13 protein-coding genes are annotated in these 18,686 nt (G+C 67.5%); 7 read left to right on the forward strand and 6 right to left on the reverse strand.

Annotated features, from left to right (window positions below; all coding sequences use genetic code 11):
• Position 1: 1 nt before the first annotated feature.
• The 4 genes from P7F68_RS06575 to P7F68_RS06590 form a co-directional block, all read right to left on the reverse strand.
• Positions 2-1,000 carry an FAD:protein FMN transferase gene (locus tag P7F68_RS06575; protein ID WP_002938012.1) on the reverse strand — a complete coding sequence of 333 codons (999 nt, stop codon included), beginning with the start codon at positions 998-1,000 and terminating at the stop codon, positions 2-4.
• A gap of 80 nt (positions 1,001-1,080) precedes the next feature.
• Positions 1,081-2,040, reverse strand: a complete 960-nt coding sequence (gene gshB, locus P7F68_RS06580) for a glutathione synthase (protein WP_002931186.1) — start codon at positions 2,038-2,040, stop codon at positions 1,081-1,083.
• Positions 2,041-2,232: 192 nt separating this feature from the next.
• The gene (gene gshA / locus P7F68_RS06585; protein WP_002931187.1) at positions 2,233-3,531 is read right to left on the reverse strand and encodes a glutamate--cysteine ligase; all 1,299 of its coding nucleotides are present in this window, start codon (positions 3,529-3,531) and stop codon (positions 2,233-2,235) included.
• Between the two features lie 133 nt (positions 3,532-3,664).
• Positions 3,665-4,129, reverse strand: a complete 465-nt coding sequence (locus P7F68_RS06590) for an Lrp/AsnC ligand binding domain-containing protein (protein ID WP_002931188.1) — start codon at positions 4,127-4,129, stop codon at positions 3,665-3,667.
• A 176-nt stretch (positions 4,130-4,305) separates the two neighbouring features.
• Here P7F68_RS06590 and putA point away from each other — a divergent pair, with 176 nt between their 5' ends.
• The 7 genes from putA to P7F68_RS06625 all read left to right on the forward strand — a co-directional run bounded on the left by putA (position 4,306) and on the right by P7F68_RS06625 (position 14,259).
• A complete protein-coding gene (putA, locus tag P7F68_RS06595; protein WP_277831696.1) occupies positions 4,306-8,031 on the forward strand; it encodes a trifunctional transcriptional regulator/proline dehydrogenase/L-glutamate gamma-semialdehyde dehydrogenase in 3,726 nt (1,241 codons plus the stop codon).
• 205 nt (positions 8,032-8,236) lie between these two features.
• Positions 8,237-9,331: a branched-chain amino acid ABC transporter substrate-binding protein gene (locus P7F68_RS06600; protein ID WP_277831698.1), complete on the forward strand. Its 1,095-nt coding sequence runs from the start codon at positions 8,237-8,239 to the stop codon at positions 9,329-9,331.
• 133 nt (positions 9,332-9,464) lie between these two features.
• Complete coding sequence (locus P7F68_RS06605) at positions 9,465-10,379, forward strand: ABC transporter permease subunit (protein WP_002938034.1); 915 nt, start codon at positions 9,465-9,467, stop codon at positions 10,377-10,379.
• Entirely contained in the window at positions 10,379-11,719 is a 1,341-nt protein-coding gene (gene livM / locus P7F68_RS06610; RefSeq protein ID WP_002938036.1) for a high-affinity branched-chain amino acid ABC transporter permease LivM, read from the forward strand. The genes P7F68_RS06605 and livM overlap by 1 nt, the downstream gene beginning before the upstream one ends.
• Positions 11,716-12,549: an ABC transporter ATP-binding protein gene (locus tag P7F68_RS06615; RefSeq protein ID WP_277831701.1), complete on the forward strand. Its 834-nt coding sequence runs from the start codon at positions 11,716-11,718 to the stop codon at positions 12,547-12,549. Before livM ends, P7F68_RS06615 begins: the two co-directional genes overlap by 4 nt.
• Positions 12,549-13,262 carry an ABC transporter ATP-binding protein gene (locus P7F68_RS06620; RefSeq protein WP_002931198.1) on the forward strand — a complete coding sequence of 238 codons (714 nt, stop codon included), beginning with the start codon at positions 12,549-12,551 and terminating at the stop codon, positions 13,260-13,262. Before P7F68_RS06615 ends, P7F68_RS06620 begins: the two co-directional genes overlap by 1 nt.
• A 94-nt stretch (positions 13,263-13,356) precedes the next feature.
• Entirely contained in the window at positions 13,357-14,259 is a 903-nt protein-coding gene (locus tag P7F68_RS06625; protein ID WP_002931199.1) for a DMT family transporter, read from the forward strand.
• Positions 14,260-14,290: 31 nt separating this feature from the next.
• Here P7F68_RS06625 and P7F68_RS06630 read toward each other — a convergent pair whose 3' ends face one another.
• Positions 14,291-16,945 (reverse strand): EAL domain-containing protein, encoded by a 2,655-nt coding sequence (locus tag P7F68_RS06630; RefSeq protein WP_277831704.1) that lies wholly within the window; start codon positions 16,943-16,945, stop codon positions 14,291-14,293.
• 10 nt (positions 16,946-16,955) lie between these two features.
• A complete protein-coding gene (locus tag P7F68_RS06635) occupies positions 16,956-18,596 on the reverse strand; it encodes a methyl-accepting chemotaxis protein (protein WP_277831706.1) in 1,641 nt (546 codons plus the stop codon).
• Positions 18,597-18,686 lie beyond the last annotated feature (90 nt).

The following is an 18,686-nucleotide window of genomic DNA, read 5'->3' on the forward strand; positions in this document are numbered from 1 at the left end:
TTCAATCGATGAGCTTTGGCGCCACCGAACCGACGAACTGCAAGCGGGCGCGCAATGCCCGCGTTACCTCGACGCTGCCGTCCTCGGTGATGCGCAGCACGTGTTCGATACCAAAACGGCGCGTATGTTCTCGCCATTGGTCGCCAGCGAGATAGGCAGGCTTGCTCGGCCCGTCGGAGAGCGTGCCGGCATTGGGCTGCGCCGTGATCAGGATGGTGAGCGACTGCGTGCCACGCGCAGGCTGGCCAGTGCGCGGGTCGAGCAGATGAGCATAACGCTCGCCGTCGAGTTCGAAGAAGCGCTGGTAGTCGCCCGAGGTGCCCACCGCCTCGCCGTCGTAGAGCGGCAAGGTCGCGATCGGCGCCGGTTCGCGCGGATGCTGGATGCCGACGCGCCACGGCTGGTCACCCTTGCGCCCGAGTGCCATCACGTTGCCGCCGATGTTGATGAGCGCATTGGCCACGCCCTTTTCGCGCAGGATGGCCGCCGCGCGGTCGAGCGCATAGCCCTTGGCATAGCCGCCGAGGTCGATCTGCACCGCCGGATTGCGGCTCTCGACGCGATTGCCTTCGATCACCAGGTCGGCCATGCGCGGCCGCGCCGCAAGCAGGGCCTGCAGCTTGTCCGGATCGGGACGCGTAGGCACGAAGGTGTCGGTATGGAAGCCCCACAGCGCGACCAGCGCGCCAAGCGCGGGATCGAACAACTCGTCACCCACGGCAGCGATGTGCTGCGCGTCCTTGAGCAGCGCGGCCAGTTCGTCCGACACCTCCGCCGCCTCGCCGCGCGCAATGGCTGCGTTGAGCGCCGTGAGCTCCGACGGCTCCCAGGCGTGGTAGGCACGATGCAGGCGGTCGAACTCGCGCAGCACCGCCGCCGCCGCCGCGTCGGCCTCGGCCTGGTCCTTGCCATACACCGCGACATCGACCCGCGTGCCGAACACGAAAGCCTCGTGGCGGAACACCTCCGATCGCGAACAAGCGGCCAGCGACAGCAGCACCAGCAGCGCGCATGCAAGAGGGAAATAGGGGACAGACCCCAATTTCCTCAAAATTGGGGTCTGTCCCCTATTTCCCGAGATCAGGAAGCGCACGCCTGCTCCAGCTTGTCGATGACCAGTCCGGCAACGTCGAAGCCCTGCTGGGCGGCAATCTCGACCATGCAGGTCGGGCTGGTGACGTTGATCTCGGTGAGGTGGCCGCCGATGACATCCAGGCCGACGATGAGCAGGCCGCGCTGCCACAGGATCGGTGCCAGGTACTCGGCAATCTCACGCTCGCGCGCGGTGAGCGCCATCGCCACTCCGCGTCCGCCCGCGGCAAGATTGCCGCGCGTCTCCCCTGCCTGCGGGATGCGCGCCAGCGCAAAGGGCACAACCTCGCCGCCGATGATCAGCACGCGCTTGTCACCATCGGCGATCTGCGCCAGGTAGCGCTGCGCCATGATGGTGCGCGCACCGTTCCCGGTCAGCGTCTCGATGATGACGTTGCGGTTGGGGTCGTCCTTGCGCACGCGGAAGATCTGGCTTCCCCCCATGCCATCGAGCGGTTTCAGGATGACATCGCCGAGCTCGTCGATGAAGGCGTTGATGTCCGCTGCATCGCGCGCGACCAGCGAAGTCGCCATGAACTGGGTGAACTCGGTGATCGCCAGCTTCTCGGAATGGTCACGGATCGCGCGCGGGTTGTTGAAGACGCGCACACCAGCCTGCATCGCATCCTCCAGCAACCAGGTGGCGGTGACGTACTCGAAGTCGAAGGGCGGGTCCTGACGCATCATCACCGCATCGAAGGCGGCCAGCGGCAGTGCCCTGGCCGGCCCGGCGCGGTACCAGGCGGCATCGTCCTCGAAGACTTCGAGCGGCACGCAGCCGGTGCCGAGCACCACGCCGTCGCGCCAGGCCAGTCCGGCGCGCTGCACGGACCACACCTCGTGCCCACGGCTGGCCGCTGCGCGCATCATCGCAACGCTGGAATCCTTGTAGGCCTTGAGACCCTCGAGCGGGTCGAGGATGAAGAGGAGCTTGAGCTTGCGGGTCATGACTTGATCACAGGTTCCATTCACTGCCCATCGACGGGCTGCAGATGCGGCAAGCGCCGCGATCGATTGCGCGACAGTCGGTTCGCCCCCTGTAGGAGCGGCACAAGCCGCGAGGTTCTGAAGGCGACGCGGCCAGCCAGAGCCAGGCCAAAAAGCTCGCGGCTGGCGCCGCTCCTACAGGGCCAGCGAGCATCACACGGCCAGCACTTCCTCCTCCACCGGCGCGGTCTCCTCGATCTCCACCGAGGCAGCCAGCAGCGCCAGGCGGGCGACCACGCCGTAGGCATAAAAACGATTCGGCGGAGCGTCAGGTCCCTGGGCAGCGTCGGGCAGGGTGCAGCAGGTCTCGAACGCCAACGGCTTGAAGTGCATCCCAGGGGCGTTGAGGTTCTCGTCGCGGCCGCGCTCCGTATGCACCCTGTAGAAGCCGCCCACCACGTAGTGGTCCATCATGTAGACCACCGGCTCGGCGACCCCGTCCTCCACCGTCTCGAAGGTGTGCACGCCCTCCTGGATGATCACCTCGTGCACCTGCAGCCCCTCCTTGACCACCGCCATCTTGTTGCGCTGGCGGCGGTTGAGGCCAACGACTTCGGACGCATCCTTCACCGTCATCACGCCCATGCCGTAGGTGCCGGCATCGGCCTTGACGACCACGAAGGGCTGGTCGGTCACGCCATATTCCTTGTACTTGGCGCGGATGCGGGTGAGCAGCGAATCGACCTGGGCCGCCAGGCACTCCTCGCCGGTACGCTCCTGGAAGTTGATCTGCCCGCACACGCCGAACTCGGGGTTGATGCGCCAGGGGTCGATGCCGATCTCTTCCGCGAAGGCGCGCGCTACACGGTCATAGGCGGCTGCATGCCTGGACTTGCGGCGCGAGTGCCAGCCTGCGTGCAGCGGCGGGATCAGCCACTGCTCGTCGAGCCCCTTGAGCACGTCGGGGACACCGGCCGACAGGTCATTGTTGAGCAGCACCGCGCACGGTTCGAAGTTATCCAGGCCAACGCGGCCGCCACGGCGACGCAGCGGCTCCAGCGTCAGGGTGGCGCCATTGGTCAGCTCGAGCACGGTCGGCTCTGCGATCTCGGGCAGCAGACTGCCAATGCGCACATCGAGCCCTGTCAGGCGCAGGATGGACACCAGCTTGGCGACATTCTGCAGGTAGAACTGGTTGCGGGTGTGGTTCTCGGGGATCAGCAGCAGCTTGCCTGCATCCGGGCAGATACGCTCGATCGCGGCCTGCGCCGCCTGCACGCACAAGGGCATGAAGGCATCGTTGAGGTTGTTGAAGCCACCCGGAAACAGGTTGAGGTCGACCGGCGCGAGCTTGAAGCCGGAGTTGCGCAGGTCGGTGGAGCCGTAGAACGGGGGCATGTGATCCTGCCACTGGGTACGGAACCACTTCTCGATGTCGCAGGCATTGTCGAGGAACTGGCGCTCGAGCTCGAGCAGAGGGCCGGTGAGTGCGGTGGTGAGGTGCGGGACCATGGTGTCTCTCGGGAGGGCCGGCTGCCGGGTGGCAGGGGCGAAAGCTTTGGCCGGAATGTTACACCAAGCCCCCCGCACACCGCCTGCGCGCAGCCCAGCCCGGCGCGCGAAAATCCCGCCGCATCGGCCTCGCTCAGGACGAAGGGCGTACCGGCAGGTTGCGCTCGTCCTTCACCACCTCCATCACCACGTAGGTATGCGTCTGCTTGACGCACGGCAGCCCCGAGATCTGGTCGCCCATCACCCGGCGGTATTCGTTGATGTCGCGGGTGCGCACCTTGAGCAGGTAGTCGAAATCGCCCGCGATCATGTGGCAGGACTCGATCTCCGGAATGCGCCGGACCGCGTCGTTGAAGCGGCGCAGATCCAGCTCGGCGGTGCTGGTCAACAGGACCTGGACAACGACTATATGGCCAGCACCCACCGCATCGGGGTCGAGGTCGGCGTGGTAGCCGCGGATCACCCCCGCCTTCTCCAGCCTGCGCACGCGCTCGGCACAAGGCGTCTTCGTCAGCCCCACGCGGCGTGACAGCTCGACGATCGACAGGCGCGCATCGGCCTGCAGTTCGACGAGGATCTTCTGATCGATACGATCCATTGCAGTGCAGCAGACTATTCGCCTGCATCGGCTGGTTGAAACGGGAATTATGACTTTATAAACGCAAATTTTGGAGCCATTAACTTTTGTTTTTGGCAAAAAATTCGCTCCAGCTCAACGGGCTCCCGAACGCCCCTCCCCACCCCATACGGACGCCTTCCCAGGAGTATCCGGCCGTGACCTCGCTGCCCTCGTCGCCCCCCCAGCTGGCTCCCGAATCGTGCGCTGCCGCGGCCCTGCCCGCGACCCGGCGCAGTGCGCTGCGCGAACGGATCGATGCCGCCTGGCGCCAGCCGGAACCGATCTGCGTGCCTGCCCTGATCGCCGCCGCACGTCTCCCCGACGCGCTGCGCGAGCCGGTGCATACGCTCGCCCACGACCTCGTCACCGGCCTGCGCGCCACGCGTACGCGCTCGTCCGGCGTCGACGCCCTGATGAAGGAGTTCTCGCTCTCCAGCCAGGAAGGCGTGGCACTGATGTGCCTGGCCGAAGCCCTGCTGCGCGTGCCCGACAAGGCCACCGCCGACCGCCTGATCCGCGACAAGCTCGCCGACGGCGACTGGCGCGCGCACATTGGCAACAGCCCCTCGCTGTTCGTCAATGCCGCGACCTGGGGCCTGCTGATCACAGGCCGGCTGGTATCGACCAGCAGCGAGCAAGGTCTGTCCGCAGCGCTCACCCGCCTGGTGGCGCGCGGCGGCGAGCCACTGATCCGCAAGGGCATGGACCTGGCGATGCGCATGCTGGGCGAACAGTTCGTCACCGGCCGCGACATCGACGAGGCCTTGAAGCGCGGCCGCGAACACGAGAAACAGGGCTACCGCTACTCCTTCGACATGCTGGGCGAGGCCGCCATGACGGCCGCCGACGCCGAGCGCTACTTCAAGGACTACGAGCGCGCCATCCATGCCATCGGCCGGGCCTCCAAGGGCCGAGGCGTGGTCGACGGCAACGGCATCTCGGTCAAGCTCTCCGCCCTGCATCCGCGCTACACCTGGTCGCAACGCGAACGCGTGCTGGGCGAACTGCTGCCCCGGCTGAAGGCGCTGTGCCTGCTCGCCAAAGGCTACGACATCGGCCTCAACATCGACGCCGAGGAGGCCGACCGCCTGGACATCTCGCTCGACCTGCTCGAAGCGCTTGCTACCGACGACGCACTCGCCGGCTGGAGCGGGCTGGGCTTCGTCGTGCAGGCCTACCAGAAGCGCGCGCCCTTCGTGCTCGACTTCGTGATCGACCTCGCACGGCGCAGCGGCCAGCGCATGATGGTGCGCCTGGTCAAGGGCGCTTACTGGGACGCCGAGATCAAGCGCGCGCAGATCGACGGCCTGGCCGGCTACCCGGTCTATACGCGCAAGGTCTACACCGACGTCGCCTACCTCGCCTGCGCGCAGAAGCTGCTCGCCGCGCGCGACGCGATCTACCCTCAGTTCGCCACCCACAATGCCCACTCGCTGGCGGCCATCTTCCACCTCGCCGCCGCCGACGGCCGTGCCTGGCAACCCGGCGACTACGAGTTCCAGTGCCTGCACGGCATGGGCGAACCGCTCTACGACCAGCTCGTCGGCCAGCCCGGCCGTCACCGCATGGTGCGCATCTACGCCCCGGTGGGCAGCCACGAGACCCTGCTCGCCTACCTCGTGCGTCGCCTGCTCGAGAACGGTGCCAACACCAGCTTCGTCAATCGCATCGTCGATGAGCGCGTGGCAGTCGAGGAGCTGATCGCCGACCCGGTCGAGCAGGCCGCAGCGCTCGCCGGTGCGCCGCACCCGCGCATCCCGCTGCCTTGTGATCTGTTCGGTGCGCTGCGCACCAACTCCGCGGGCATCGACCTCGCCAGCGAGCCGGTGCGCGCGCGCATCGCCGCTGCAATCGAGGCCTCGCGCAGCATGCCCTTCGCAGCCGGCCCGATCGTTGCCGGCAGCGTTGCCGTGCCTGCCCAGGTGCAGCCGGTCACCAACCCGGCCAATCGCAGCGAAACAGTCGGCGGTGTCGCCGAGGCCACCGCCGCGGACATCGAGCGCGCCCTGGCCGCCGCCAGCGCCGCCGCGCCCGACTGGGCGGCCCAGCCGGCGGCCATGCGCTGCACACGACTTCAGACTGCCGCTGAACTGTTCGAGCGCGATGCCGACACCCTGATCGCACTGGCAGTGCGCGAGGCTGGCAAGTCCTGGGCCAACGCCGTGGCCGAACTGCGCGAGGCGGTCGATTTCCTGCGCTACTACGCCCAGCAGGCCCGCGGCTTCGACGCTGCAAGCCACGTCCCGCTCGGGCCGGTGCTGTGCATCAGCCCGTGGAATTTCCCGCTTGCCATCTTCACCGGCCAGGTGTCGGCCGCGCTCGCCGCCGGCAACCCGGTGCTCGCCAAGCCCGCCGAACAGACACCGCTGATCGCCGCCTACGCGGTGCGCCTGCTGCACGAGGCCGGCGTACCGGCCGCGGCGCTGCAGCTGCTGCCCGGGCGCGGCGAGACCGTCGGCGCCGCGCTGGTGGCGGACGCACGCGTGTGCGGCGTGATGTTCACCGGCTCTACCGAGGTGGCAGCACTCATCAACCGCAAGCTCGCCGAACGCGGCGGCAACGTGCCGCTGATCGCCGAGACCGGCGGCCAGAACGCCCTGATCGTGGACTCCACCGCCCTGCCCGAGCAGGTGGTCGCCGACGTGCTCGCCTCCGCCTTCGACTCCGCCGGCCAGCGCTGCTCGGCACTGCGCGTGCTGTGCCTGCAGGACGACATCGCCGACGGCGTGCTGCACATGCTGCGCGGGGCGCTCGACGAACTGCGCCTGGGCGACCCGGCCGACGTCCGGGTCGACATCGGTCCGGTGATCGATGCCGAGGCGCGCTCAGGGCTGGAAGCCCATGTCGCGACGATGCAGGGCCGCGGCGCACGCGTCACCCGCCTGCCGCTGCCCGCGGACTGCGCACGCGGCAACTTCGTCGCGCCGACGATCATCGAGATCGGCGCGCTGTCCGAACTCGGCCGCGAGCAGTTCGGCCCCATCCTGCACGTACTGCGTTACCGTGCAGCCGGGCTGGATGGGCTGATCGACGCCATCAACGCCAGCGGCTACGGCCTGACCATGGGCGTGCACACCCGCATCGACGAGACCGTCGAGCGCATCGCCTCAAACGCCCACGTCGGCAACCTCTATGTGAACCGCAACATCATCGGCGCCGTCGTGGGCGTACAACCCTTTGGTGGCGAAGGCCTGTCGGGCACCGGACCGAAGGCTGGCGGGCCGCTCTACCTGCACCGCCTGCTGGCGCGCACGCCGGGTCCGGCGCTGCTCGACGGCGCACTCGCGGTCAGCGAAGGCAAGGAGACGCGCGCTGCCGACACCGCGCTCGACGGCTTCCTCGCCTGGCTGGACGGCGCTGGTCGTGGCCTCGTGGAGGGTGACGAATTCACCGTACTGCGCGACCGCGCAGACGCCTGCCGCGCCCGCCGCATCAGCGGCCTGCGTCTGGCGCTGCCCGGCCCCACCGGCGAGGACGACAGCCTGCGCTTTACCGCGCGCGGCCTGATCGCCGGCGTCGCGCACACCGCTGCCGCCGTACTGCACCAGGTCATGGCCGCACTCGCCAGCGGCAACCGGCTGCTGCTCGCTGACACCCCGGCCGCCCGCAGCACCGTGGCTGCGCTGCCGTCGGACCTTGGCCCCGCCGTGGCGGTGAACGCCAACTGGATCGAACAACCGATCGGCGCCCTGCTGTTCGATGGCGACGACCGCGGCGCCAATGAGCTGCAGCAGCGCCTGGCGGCACTTGAGGGCCCGATCCTGCAACTGCTGCGCCCCACGCCCGATTACGACCTCGGCCGCCTGGTGCATGAGCGCACACTGTCGATCAACACCGCCGCAGCAGGCGGCAACGCCAGCCTGATGGCCATGGGTGCCTAGCGCCAGGCTCCAGAACACGGTACGGATGAGCCCCGATCCAGACCGGCATCACGCAGCTAGGGGCATCACGGATGGCAAGACTGAAAAATTCGCTTACCTTTGCCGGGCGCACACGCCACCGTACGGTGGCAACCCGCATCAACGGCCTGCAACGCTGGGCCAAGCAGCAATCGCAAACGACACACAGCCACGAAGGAGACGTTTCATGAAAAAAACCCTGCTCGCCACCGCCGCCCTCGCCCTTGGCGGCTTCTCCAACGCGGCCCTGGCCGACCTGTCGGTCGCCATCGCCGGCCCGATGACCGGCCAGTACGCCTCGGCCGGCGACCAGATCCGCAAGGGTGCGGAGATGGCCATCGCCGACATCAACGCCCGCGGCGGCGTGCTCGGCGAGAAGCTGAAGCTGGAAGTCGGCGACGACGCCTGCGATCCCAAGCAGGCGGTGTCGGTGGCCAACACCATGGTCAACCGCAAGATCGTCTTCATGCACGGCCACTGGTGCTCGAGCTCGACCATCCCGGCCTCCGAGGTCTACAACGAGGCCGACATCCCGATGGCCACGGTGTCGACCAACCCGCAAGTGACCGAGCGCGGCCTGGACAACATCTTCCGCATCATGGGCCGTGACGACCAGCAGGGCATGGTGGCGGGCAGCTACATCGCCGACAAGTTCGCCGGCAAGAAGGTCGCCGTGGTCGACGACAAGAGCGCCTACGGCAAGGGCCTGGCCGACGAGATGGCCAAGGCGATGGAAGGCAAGGGCCTCAAGCCCACGCTGCGCGAGGCGATCACTGCCGGCGAGAAGGACTACTCGGGCCTGGTCACCAAGCTCAAGCAGGCCGGCGTCGAGGTGATGGCCTACGGCGGCTACCACACCGAGGTTGCGCTCATCCTGCGCCAGGCCCAGGCCGCCGGCCTCGACCTGACCGTGATGGGCGGCGACACCATGACCAACTCCGAGCTCGTCACCGCTGCCGGTCCGGCTGCGGACAAGGTGCTGTTCACCTTCTCGCCCGACCCGCGCAAGAACGCCGACGCTGCCCCGGTGGTGGAGAAGTTCCGCGCCGCCAAGGTCGAGCCCGAAGGCTATGTGCTCTACGCCTACGCTGCCTTCCAGCTCTTCGAGCAGGCCGCTACGGCAGCCAAGAGCACCAAGTACGCCGACCTCGAGAAGGCGATGCGTGGCGGCAGCTTCAACACCGTGATCGGCGAGCTGTCCTTCGACGCCAAGGGCGACCAGAAGGCGCCGGGCTTCGTGGTCTATCGCTGGCAGGGCGGCCAGTACGACTACGCGCAGTAATCGCGCCCTGCAGCGCAACACCCGGCCGGCGCGCGCCTGACACTGCGCGCCGGCCGCGCAAACAAGAATCCCCCCGCGCACGGCGACGGTCCACCACCGTCGGCCGTCGTGCGCCGCCACCGCAGGAGACATCGTGGCCTACGCACTCCAGCAACTGATCAACGGGCTCACGCTCGGCGCCATGTACGGCCTGATCGCCATCGGCTACACGATGGTGTACGGCATCATCGGCATGATCAACTTCGCCCATGGCGACATCTTCATGGTGAGCGCGTTCATCGCGGTCACCGCCTTCACCATCCTTGCCGCCGCCGACGTGACCTCGATCCCGCTCGCACTGACCTTCGTGCTGATCGTGTCGATCTTCTTCACCTCGGCCTACGGCTGGGCGGTGGAACGCACCGCCTACCGCCCGCTGCGCGGCTCGACCCGGCTGGCGCCGCTGATCTCGGCGATCGGCATGTCGATCTTCCTGCAGAACAGCGTGCAGCTCACCCAGGGCGCACGCGTCAAACCCATCCCGCCGGTGCTCGAGGGCGGCGTGGTGCTGTGGGACGCCCCTGGCTTCACCGTACAGATCGGCTGGAGCCAGATGCTGATCATCGTCACCACCGTGGTGCTGATGATCGCCTTCACCTGGATGATCACGCAGACCCCCTTCGGCCGCCAGCAACGCGCCTGCGAGCAGGACCGCACCATGGCCTCGCTGCTCGGCGTCAATGTGGACCGCACCATCTCGCTCACCTTCATGCTCGGCGCGGCGCTGGCTGCGGTCGCCGGGGTAATGGTCACGGTGTATTACGGCGTGGTGGATTTCTTCATCGGCTTTCTCGCCGGCATCAAGGCTTTTACCGCTGCGGTGCTGGGCGGCATCGGCTCGCTGCCGGGCGCGATGCTGGGCGGCTTGCTGATCGGTCTCATCGAGTCCTTCTGGGCGGCCTACCTGTGGGCGGAATACAAGGACGTCGCCACCTTCAGCATCCTGTGCCTGGTGCTGATGCTGCGCCCCTCCGGCCTGCTCGGCCGGCCTGAAGTGGAGAAAGTGTGATGAGCGCCATCGTCTTCGCCCGTCACGCGATGACCCCCACCGAGCGTCTGCGCGACGCCGGCTGGGTGGCCTTCGTCGGCCTCATCCTCGGCGTGCCGCTGATCGGCCTCACCACCGTCGACGTGGGCGGCCGGCTGGGGGTCGAGACCCGCTTCGGCCTGCTCGTCGCCGCCGTCGCCGCCGTGTTCGCCGGCCGCCTGCTGCTGCGCTGGTCGATCGACAACATGCGCAACCGCAAGCTCGCCCGCGACCGCGTCAGCACCGCCACCGCTGCCGACCGCGCCCACGGCGCGCAGCGCGTGGTCAACGTGCTGGGCTGGATCGCGCTCGGCGCCTCGATCGCACTGCCGATCGTGTATTCCGACAACCGCTACGTGGTCGACATCGCCACCACGGTGCTGATCTACGTGATGCTGGGCTGGGGGCTGAACGTGGTGGTGGGCCTGGCCGGCCTGCTCGACCTCGGCTATGTCGCCTTCTACGCCGTCGGCGCCTACTCCTACGCGCTGCTGTCCACCCAGTACGGCTGGGGTTTCTGGGAGGCACTGCCGGTGTCGGGTGCGCTGGCAGCGAGCTTCGGCATCCTGCTCGGCTACCCCATCCTGCGCCTGCGCGGCGACTACCTTGCCATCGTCACCCTCGGCTTCGGCGAGATCATCCGCGTCATCCTGGTGAACTGGACCGAGTTCTCCGGCGGCCCCAACGGCATCAGCTCGATCCCGCGGCCGAGCTTCTTCGGCCTCGAGTTCACCCGCAGCGCACCCGAGGGCGGGCACAGCTTCGCCAGCTTCTTCGGGCTGGAGTTCTCGGCCATGCACCGGCTGATCTTCCTCTACTACCTGATCCTGGTGCTCGCCCTGCTCACCCACGCCTTCGTGTCGCGGCTGCGCAAGCTGCCCGTGGGGCGGGCCTGGGAGGCCCTGCGCGAAGACGAGATCGCGTGCAAGGCGATGGGCATGAACACCACCAATATCAAGCTCTCGGCCTTCGCCATCGGCGCCATGCTGGGCGGCTTCGCCGGGGTGTTCTTTGCCGCGCGCCAGGGCTTCATCTCGCCCGAGAGCTTCACCTTCACCGAATCGGCGATCATCCTCGCCATCGTCGTGCTCGGCGGCATGGGCTCGCAGATGGGCGTGGTGCTGGCCGCCACGCTGCTGGTGCTGATCCCCGAGTTCGGGCGCAATTTTGCCGAGTACCGCATGCTGCTGTTCGGCGCCGCAATGGTATTGATCATGGTCTGGAAGCCAGGCGGCCTGCTCTCGCACCGCGAACCGACGGTACGCCTGAAGCCGCTGCAGCGTTCGAAGCCGGCCGCCGCCGGCACGGAGGTGGCGCAATGAACACGCCCGCCACCCTGCTCTCGGTGCGCAACCTGACCATGCGCTTCGGCGGCCTGACCGCGATCGACGACCTTTCGCTGGAGGTGCCGGCCGGCAAGATCACCGGCATCATCGGCCCCAACGGCGCCGGCAAGACCACGCTGTTCAACTGCCTCACCGGCTTCTACAAGCCCACGACCGGCACCCTGCGCCTGGCACATCCAACGCGCGGCGAAATGCTGCTGGAGAAGCTGCCCAGCCACCGCGTCGCGCGCGACGCCCAGGTGGTGCGAACCTTCCAGAACATCCGCCTGTTCCCGAAGATGACGGTGCTGGAGAACCTCATCGTCGCCCAGCACAACGTGCTGCAGCGCGCCTCGATGTTCTCGATCGCCGGCCTGTTCAAGCTGCCGGGCTACCGTGCGGCCGAGCGCAAGGCGGTGGAGCGCGCAGCGATGTGGCTCGAGCGCCTCAAGCTCACCCACCTCGCCGACGACGCCGCGGGCGACCTGCCCTACGGCATCCAGCGCCGCATCGAGATCGCGCGCGCGCTGTGCGTCGACCCGGTGCTGCTGTGCCTGGACGAGCCCGCGGCCGGCCTCAACCCGCGCGAGTCGGCGGAACTGAACGAGCTGCTGCTCTACCTGTGCGGCGAGCTGGGTATCGCCATCCTGCTCATCGAGCACGACATGAGCGTGGTGATGAACGTGTCCGACCACATCGGCGTGATCAGCTACGGGCGCAAGATCGCCGAAGGCACGCCCGAATCGGTGCGCAACGACCCCGAGGTGATCAAGGCCTACCTGGGCGAAGACGAGGAAGAAGAAGCGATGGGAGGGGCCGCAGCATGATGCTCACGATGGAGGGTGTACACGCCCATTACGGCCACATCCACGCACTGCGCGGCATCGACGTCGAGGTGCAGGTCGGCGAGATCGTCACCCTGATCGGCGCCAACGGCGCCGGCAAATCGACGCTGATGATGAGCCTGTTCGGCAACCCCAAGGCCAGCGCCGGGCGCATCGTGTTCGACGGCGAGGACATCACCCGCGTCCATACCCACGAGATCGCCCGCCGCGGCATCGCCCTCGTACCCGAGGGCCGGCGCATCTTCCCGCGCATGACGGTGATCGAGAACCTGCAGATGGGCACGGCCCACGCCGACCCCGCCAACTACGACGCCGACATCGCGCGCGTGTTCGCAATGTTCCCCATCCTCGACGAGCGCAAGTCGCAGCGCGCCGGCACGCTGTCGGGCGGCGAGCAGCAGATGCTCGCCATCGGCCGCGCGCTGATGAGCCGGCCCAAGCTGCTGCTGCTCGACGAGCCCTCGCTCGGGCTGGCGCCGATCTACATCCGCAAGGTGTTCCAGATCATCCGCGAGCTCAACCGCGACCACGGCATGACCATCCTGCTCGTCGAACAGAATGCCAACCAGGCCCTGCGTGTAGCCGATCGCGGCTACGTGCTGCAGCACGGCGAGATCACGCTCGCTGGTACGGGGGCTGAACTGCTGGCGAGTCCGGAGGTGCGCGCGGCGTATCTGGAGGGCGGGCACGCCTGATCGGCGATCATCGATACCGGCCCAGCGCTCGACCAGCGCAAGGCCGGGCACTCCGCCCCTCAGGCGCAACACCCCCAACGACGCCCCAAGCTCGATGTCCCAAACAACCCAACCCGCTCGCTGGCTCCCCTTCGTCGTCCTCGGCATTGGCCTCACCGCGATCTCCTTCGGCGCCATCTTCGCCCGCCTGGCGCAGGCCGAAGGGGTGAGCTCGCTCACCGTGGCGACCTGGCGACTCGGGCTCGCCGCATTGATCATCACGCCGGTCGCGCTCATGCAGTCGCGCCGCGAACTGGCGCGGCTCACCCGCCGGCAGATCGGCATGGCGCTGGCGGCGGGCTTTTTCCTCGCCCTGCATTTCGCCACCTGGATCAGCTCGCTGGAATACACCTCGGTCGCATCCAGCACCGCGCTCGTCACCACCAACCCGCTGTGGATCGGCCTGGCCTCTTTCCTGATCTTCCGCGAGACGCCTACGCGCATGATGATCGGCGGCATCGCGCTGTCCTTTGCCGGCAGCCTGTTCATCTTCTGGAGCGACAGCCAGAACGCGGGGGCCGGCAGCGACCCCATGTTCGGCAACCTGCTGGCGCTGGTCGGCAGCTGGTGCTTCTCCGCCTACCTGCTGATCGGCCGCCGGCTGCGCGCCGGGCTCGGGCTGCCGGCCTACATCTGGCTCGCCTACGGCGCCGCAGCGCTGTTCCTGTTTGCGGCCAGCGGCGCAGGCGGGGTCGAGCTGTTCGCGCTCTCGGGTACCGCCTGGCTGGTGCTGCTGGCGATGGCGCTCGGCCCGCAACTGCTCGGCCACACCGCCTACAACTGGTCGCTGCGCTACGTGTCCGCCACTTTCGTCGCCGTGGTCACGCTCGGCGAACCGGTCGGCAGCGCACTGATGGCCTTCATCATCTTCGGCGAGGGCTTCGCGCCACTGCAATTCGTCGGCTTCAGCCTGCTGCTGGTGGGGATCTATCTGGCGGCCAAGGGCGAAAAGGGCTGAGTCTCGCGCCGCACGGGCGCAGGCAGCGGGGCTAGAGGATCAGGTCCGCTGCCTTGGCCGGGATGCCGAAGTGGTACCCCTGCGCGACCTCCGCCCCGGCAGTGCGCAACCACGCTGCCTGAGCCTCGGTCTCGACGCCCTCGGCAACCAGCTCGAGGCCAAGCTCCTTGGCAAGTGCAATCACCGCCTTGAGAACCGACGCGGCCTTGAGGTTCTCGCCCAACCTGGAGACGAAGGAGCGATCGACCTTGATCGCATCGAAGGGCAGCATCGCGATATAGCTGAAGCTGGAATAGCCGGTGCCGAAATCGTCCAGCGTCAACTTGAACCCTGCAGCCTTGACCTGCTGCAGCAGCCCGCGCGCGGCGTCGATGTCGCCGACGAAAACGCTCTCGGTGATCTCGATCTCGATCAGCCGCCTGTCGACGCCGGCCCGATCACACGCATGGGCCAGGCGCTCCACCAGGCCCGGATACCTGAGCTGAACGGGCGACACGTTGATGGCGACCGGCGGCACCGTGCAGCCCCCACGCTGCCAGTGCGCAACCTGGTCGAGCACCATGTCGATGATCCAATCGCCCAGCGCCACGATCTGGTGCGACTCTTCGGCGATCTCGATGAACAGCGCTGGTGGCACCAACGTCCCCGCCGAGGGCGACCAGCGCACCAGCGCCTCGTAGCCGATCAAGGCGCCCGACTCCAGTGCGATCTTGGGCTGGTAGACCATGAACAGGCCCTGCTTCACTGCCAGCGCGCTGCGCAGGCTGCTCTCGATCTCGGCCTTGCGGCGCGTGATGCGATTGAGTTCGGCGGTGAAGAACTGGTAACGGTTGCGTCCGCTGTCCTTGGCCTGGTACATGGCCATGTCGGCATTCTTGACCAGTTCGGACTCGTCACGGGCATCGTCCGGAAAGATCGAGATCCCCATCGACAGCGTCGGAGAAAAGTCCCGCCCCTCATGCTCGAAGCTCAGGCTCACCGTATCTAGGATGCGGCGTGCAACGCACGACAGGCTGTCGACATCAACCACGTCATCGACGATGACGAGAAACTCATCGCCACCCTGCCGGCACAGCGTGTCGCCATCCCTGATCGACGCGTGGATGCGCTGCGCGACCTCCTTGAGCATGCGGTCGCCCGCTTCATGGCCGAAGGAGTCGTTGATGACCTTGAAGCGATCGACGTCCAGGTAGAGCACTGCCACCCGCGATCCGTTGCGCTCGGCGCGTGCCACCGCCTGGCGCAGGCGGTCGGCAAACAAGCTGCGGTTGGCGAGGCCGGTGAGGCTGTCGTGGTAGGCGAGGAACTCGATCTGGCTCTGCTGGGCACGCTCCACCGAAACGTCCAAGGCAAGGCCTACGTAATGGGAGGTTTCGCCATGGCCATTCGCGAGGCGCTTGATCATCAGGCTCTTCGGGTAGCGCTCCCCGCTCTTGCGCCGGTCCCAGATCTCGCCTTGCCAGAAGCCGGTGCGGTCGATGCTCTGCCACATCGCCTCGTAGAAGTCGGGGCCATGCATCCCCGAAGACAGGATCCGCGGCGACTGCCCCATGACCTCGTGGGCAAGATAGCCGCTCATCTGCTCGAATGCTTCGTTCACGAACACGATCGTTCGCTGTGCGTCGGTGATCATGATCGACACCGGGGCGAGCTGCATCACGCGCTTGGCAAGATGCAACTCCTGGTTCGCGCACCAGTGCTCATGCGCCGCAAGCACACGCGCCACCTGCTCGCCCACACCAGCCGCAAACGCCTCCTCATCAACCGTCCACACCCGCGGCAAGTGAAGTTGCTCATGGCATACCACACCCAGCAGGCGGTCACCCTGGCGGATCGGCGTATCGAGCAGGGATACGATGTCGCGCGCGGCAAGATGCGCCCGCGACAGCTCCCGCGTCGCCGGGTGCACGGCCGCATCGTTCACGCTCAACACGCGACTGCCTCTCAAGGCCGCGAAGTACGCCGGGAAATCGACGTCGGCGAGCACAGGGCAAGCACACTCGCAAGCCTTCTCGCCGTCCGTGCCGCCGTGCGCCACGCAACGCAGCTGGCCCGCCGCATCGAGCAGCCAGATCGAAGCCTTCGCGTCGAGCACCCGCGCCGACTGGCCGGCAATCTCTTCCAGCGCCTGTTGCAGGCGGCCACTGCCCGGGAGGACGCTGCGTGCCAGTTGCAGCAGGACGCGATCGAAATCCTGGCGCCTGGCACGCCGCGCATCGTCGAACGAACGATGCCTGCCGACCAGGTTGAAGATGCGCGCGAGAAGCTCTTCCCGGACCAGCGGCGCGGCAACGTAGTCATCCACCCCGCAGCGGAACAAGGCAGCGCGATCGGCCAGATCCTCCCCGCCGACGACGGCAAGGATGGCTGGTGCATTGCCGCCGCCGGCCGCGTGGAAACCTTCGATCAGCGCGCGTCCGCCCTCGAGTCCTGATCCATCCAGGCACAGCAGCACCAGATCGCAGCGCTCGAGGCTGAATGTGCCGTGGCGCGCGGACACAGCGCCCTGTCTGGCCCGCCCCACCGCCGTCGCCGGCAGCAGGCCAGCCAAGGCTTCATCGTCATGATCAACGACGTACAGCTCACCGCAGAATTCATCCAGCATGTCCACGAGCTGCGCCCGCACGCCCCCCTGCGGCGCCACCAGCAGCAGCTTCATCACCGACCCACCGAGCCCCGGCTGCATGCGCTCGTACTCAAGGCAGGCTGAAACGGCGCACCGACCGCATCAGCTCAACGGCCATGTCCTGCATCTCTCGGGCCGCGTCGGCATTGCCACTCATGGTGAGGCTCACCTCCTCGGCCATGCCCGCGATACGCTCGACATTGGCCGCGATCTCGTTGGCGGCCGTACCCTGCTCCCGCGTCGCAAGCGCCACATCGCGCGCCTTGGCGAGGGAGTCCTCGGCCTGCCCGCGGATGGTCTGCAGGATGCCGGCACCTTCCCGTACCTTGACGAGGCTCGCCTGCACCTGCGGCACCGTCTCGTGCATCGTGACGACCACGGTCTCGGTTTCCTGCTGCACCGCTTCGACCGTCCGGCTGATGCGGGTGGTGGCCTCGGCGGTCCGCTCCGCAAGCTTTCGCACCTCATCGGCCACCACTGCAAAGCCACGCCCCTGCTCGCCTGCGCGGGCGGCCTCGATCGCCGCGTTGAGCGCGAGCAGGTTGGTCTGCTCGGCAATTTCCTTGATCACGACGGCGACACTGCCGATCTCGCCGGAGCGTACCTTGAGGCCCTCGACCTTCTGGGCCGACGAGGCAATCAGGCGCTCGACCTTTTCCACCTCGGCCGACGCATGCATCACCGCCGCAGTCCCTTCACCCGCACGCTCGGCCGTTCCAACCGCGTGCCGCTCGGTGGTCGCCGCAATCCCGGACACGGCGCCAATGCTCGCCGTCACCTGCTGCAGTGCGGCCGCAGTCGTGCTCGTGGCCTGCGCCTGATCCCCGCTCGCCGCTGCGACCTGGCCAGCCGCGCTGGCAATCTGTTGCGCACGGCCATCGAGCGCTTGGGCCATGCGCGTCATGTCCCTGAGCATGCCCACGAGCTTGTCGCGCATCTCATCGACGGCATGCAGCATGCTGCCGGCCCGCATGCCGGGCCGAGCAACCGCCGCGCTCAGGTCGCCACGCGCGATCTGCTGCACGACGGACACCGCCGCCGCGGGCTCACCGCCCAGCTGGCCAAAGATGCTGCGGCTGATGAGGCCAAAAATGGCAACGATGGCAAGCACGATGGGCAATCCAATCAGCCCGATCTTCACCGCCTGGTCCTGGAACGCCTGTGCGACGTCGTCCTGGTACACACCTGCGCCGATGACCCATTGCCACGGCGCAAACAGACGCGCATAGGACACCTTGCCAACCGGGGCGGTAGCGCCCGGCTTGTTCCACACGTAGTCGACGAAGCCGCCTTGCGCACTGCCCGAGGCCACATCCACCATCTCCACCACGAAGGCGCGGCCTCCCGGGTCGCGCAGTTCGCGCCCTGATGTCCCCTCGATGTCGGGCCTGGCCGGGTTGAGCTTGAACTCGTACCGGGTATCGACCACGAAAACGTAGTTGTCGCCGTCGAAACGCAAGGCACGCAGCGAGGCCAGCGCCTGGCGCTTGGCATCGTCCTCGCCGAGGGCGCCTGCCGCCTGGAGCGAGTGAAAATAGCTCAGGGTTGCCATCGCACTGTCCGTCACCGCGCGGACACGTTCGCGGCGGTCTTCTTCCATGCTGGTACGGAGGTCGAAGAGGGCGACCAGGCCGATGGAAACAAAGCCCGCCACCACGGCCAGCAAGGCCAGGACGAGGCGTGTTCTCAGGGTCATCGTGGCAAAGCTCATGGGCTGGGTCCCTTGCGGCGGCTGCGGCGTGCATTCGAAATGGCATGACGCGCGTAGCAACCGATGTTACGGAATTGCGCATTCCGTTCC

The organism is Thauera mechernichensis (genome assembly GCF_029588855.1).
Taxonomy (GTDB): domain Bacteria; phylum Pseudomonadota; class Gammaproteobacteria; order Burkholderiales; family Rhodocyclaceae; genus Thauera; species Thauera mechernichensis.

Coding starts and splice junctions, on each gene's coding strand:
- gshB (WP_002931186.1), bottom strand. CDS start 2,040: ATGACCCGCAAGCTCAAGCTCCTCTTCATCCTCGACCCGCTCGAGGGT.
- gshA (WP_002931187.1), bottom strand. CDS start 3,531: ATGGTCCCGCACCTCACCACCGCACTCACCGGCCCTCTGCTCGAGCTC.
- P7F68_RS06590 (WP_002931188.1), bottom strand. CDS start 4,129: ATGGATCGTATCGATCAGAAGATCCTCGTCGAACTGCAGGCCGATGCG.
- P7F68_RS06600 (WP_277831698.1), top strand. CDS start 8,237: ATGAAAAAAACCCTGCTCGCCACCGCCGCCCTCGCCCTTGGCGGCTTC.
- livM (WP_002938036.1), top strand. CDS start 10,379: ATGAGCGCCATCGTCTTCGCCCGTCACGCGATGACCCCCACCGAGCGT.
- P7F68_RS06615 (WP_277831701.1), top strand. CDS start 11,716: ATGAACACGCCCGCCACCCTGCTCTCGGTGCGCAACCTGACCATGCGC.
- P7F68_RS06620 (WP_002931198.1), top strand. CDS start 12,549: ATGCTCACGATGGAGGGTGTACACGCCCATTACGGCCACATCCACGCA.
- P7F68_RS06625 (WP_002931199.1), top strand. CDS start 13,357: ATGTCCCAAACAACCCAACCCGCTCGCTGGCTCCCCTTCGTCGTCCTC.
- P7F68_RS06630 (WP_277831704.1), bottom strand. CDS start 16,945: ATGCAGCCGGGGCTCGGTGGGTCGGTGATGAAGCTGCTGCTGGTGGCG.
- P7F68_RS06635 (WP_277831706.1), bottom strand. CDS start 18,596: ATGAGCTTTGCCACGATGACCCTGAGAACACGCCTCGTCCTGGCCTTG.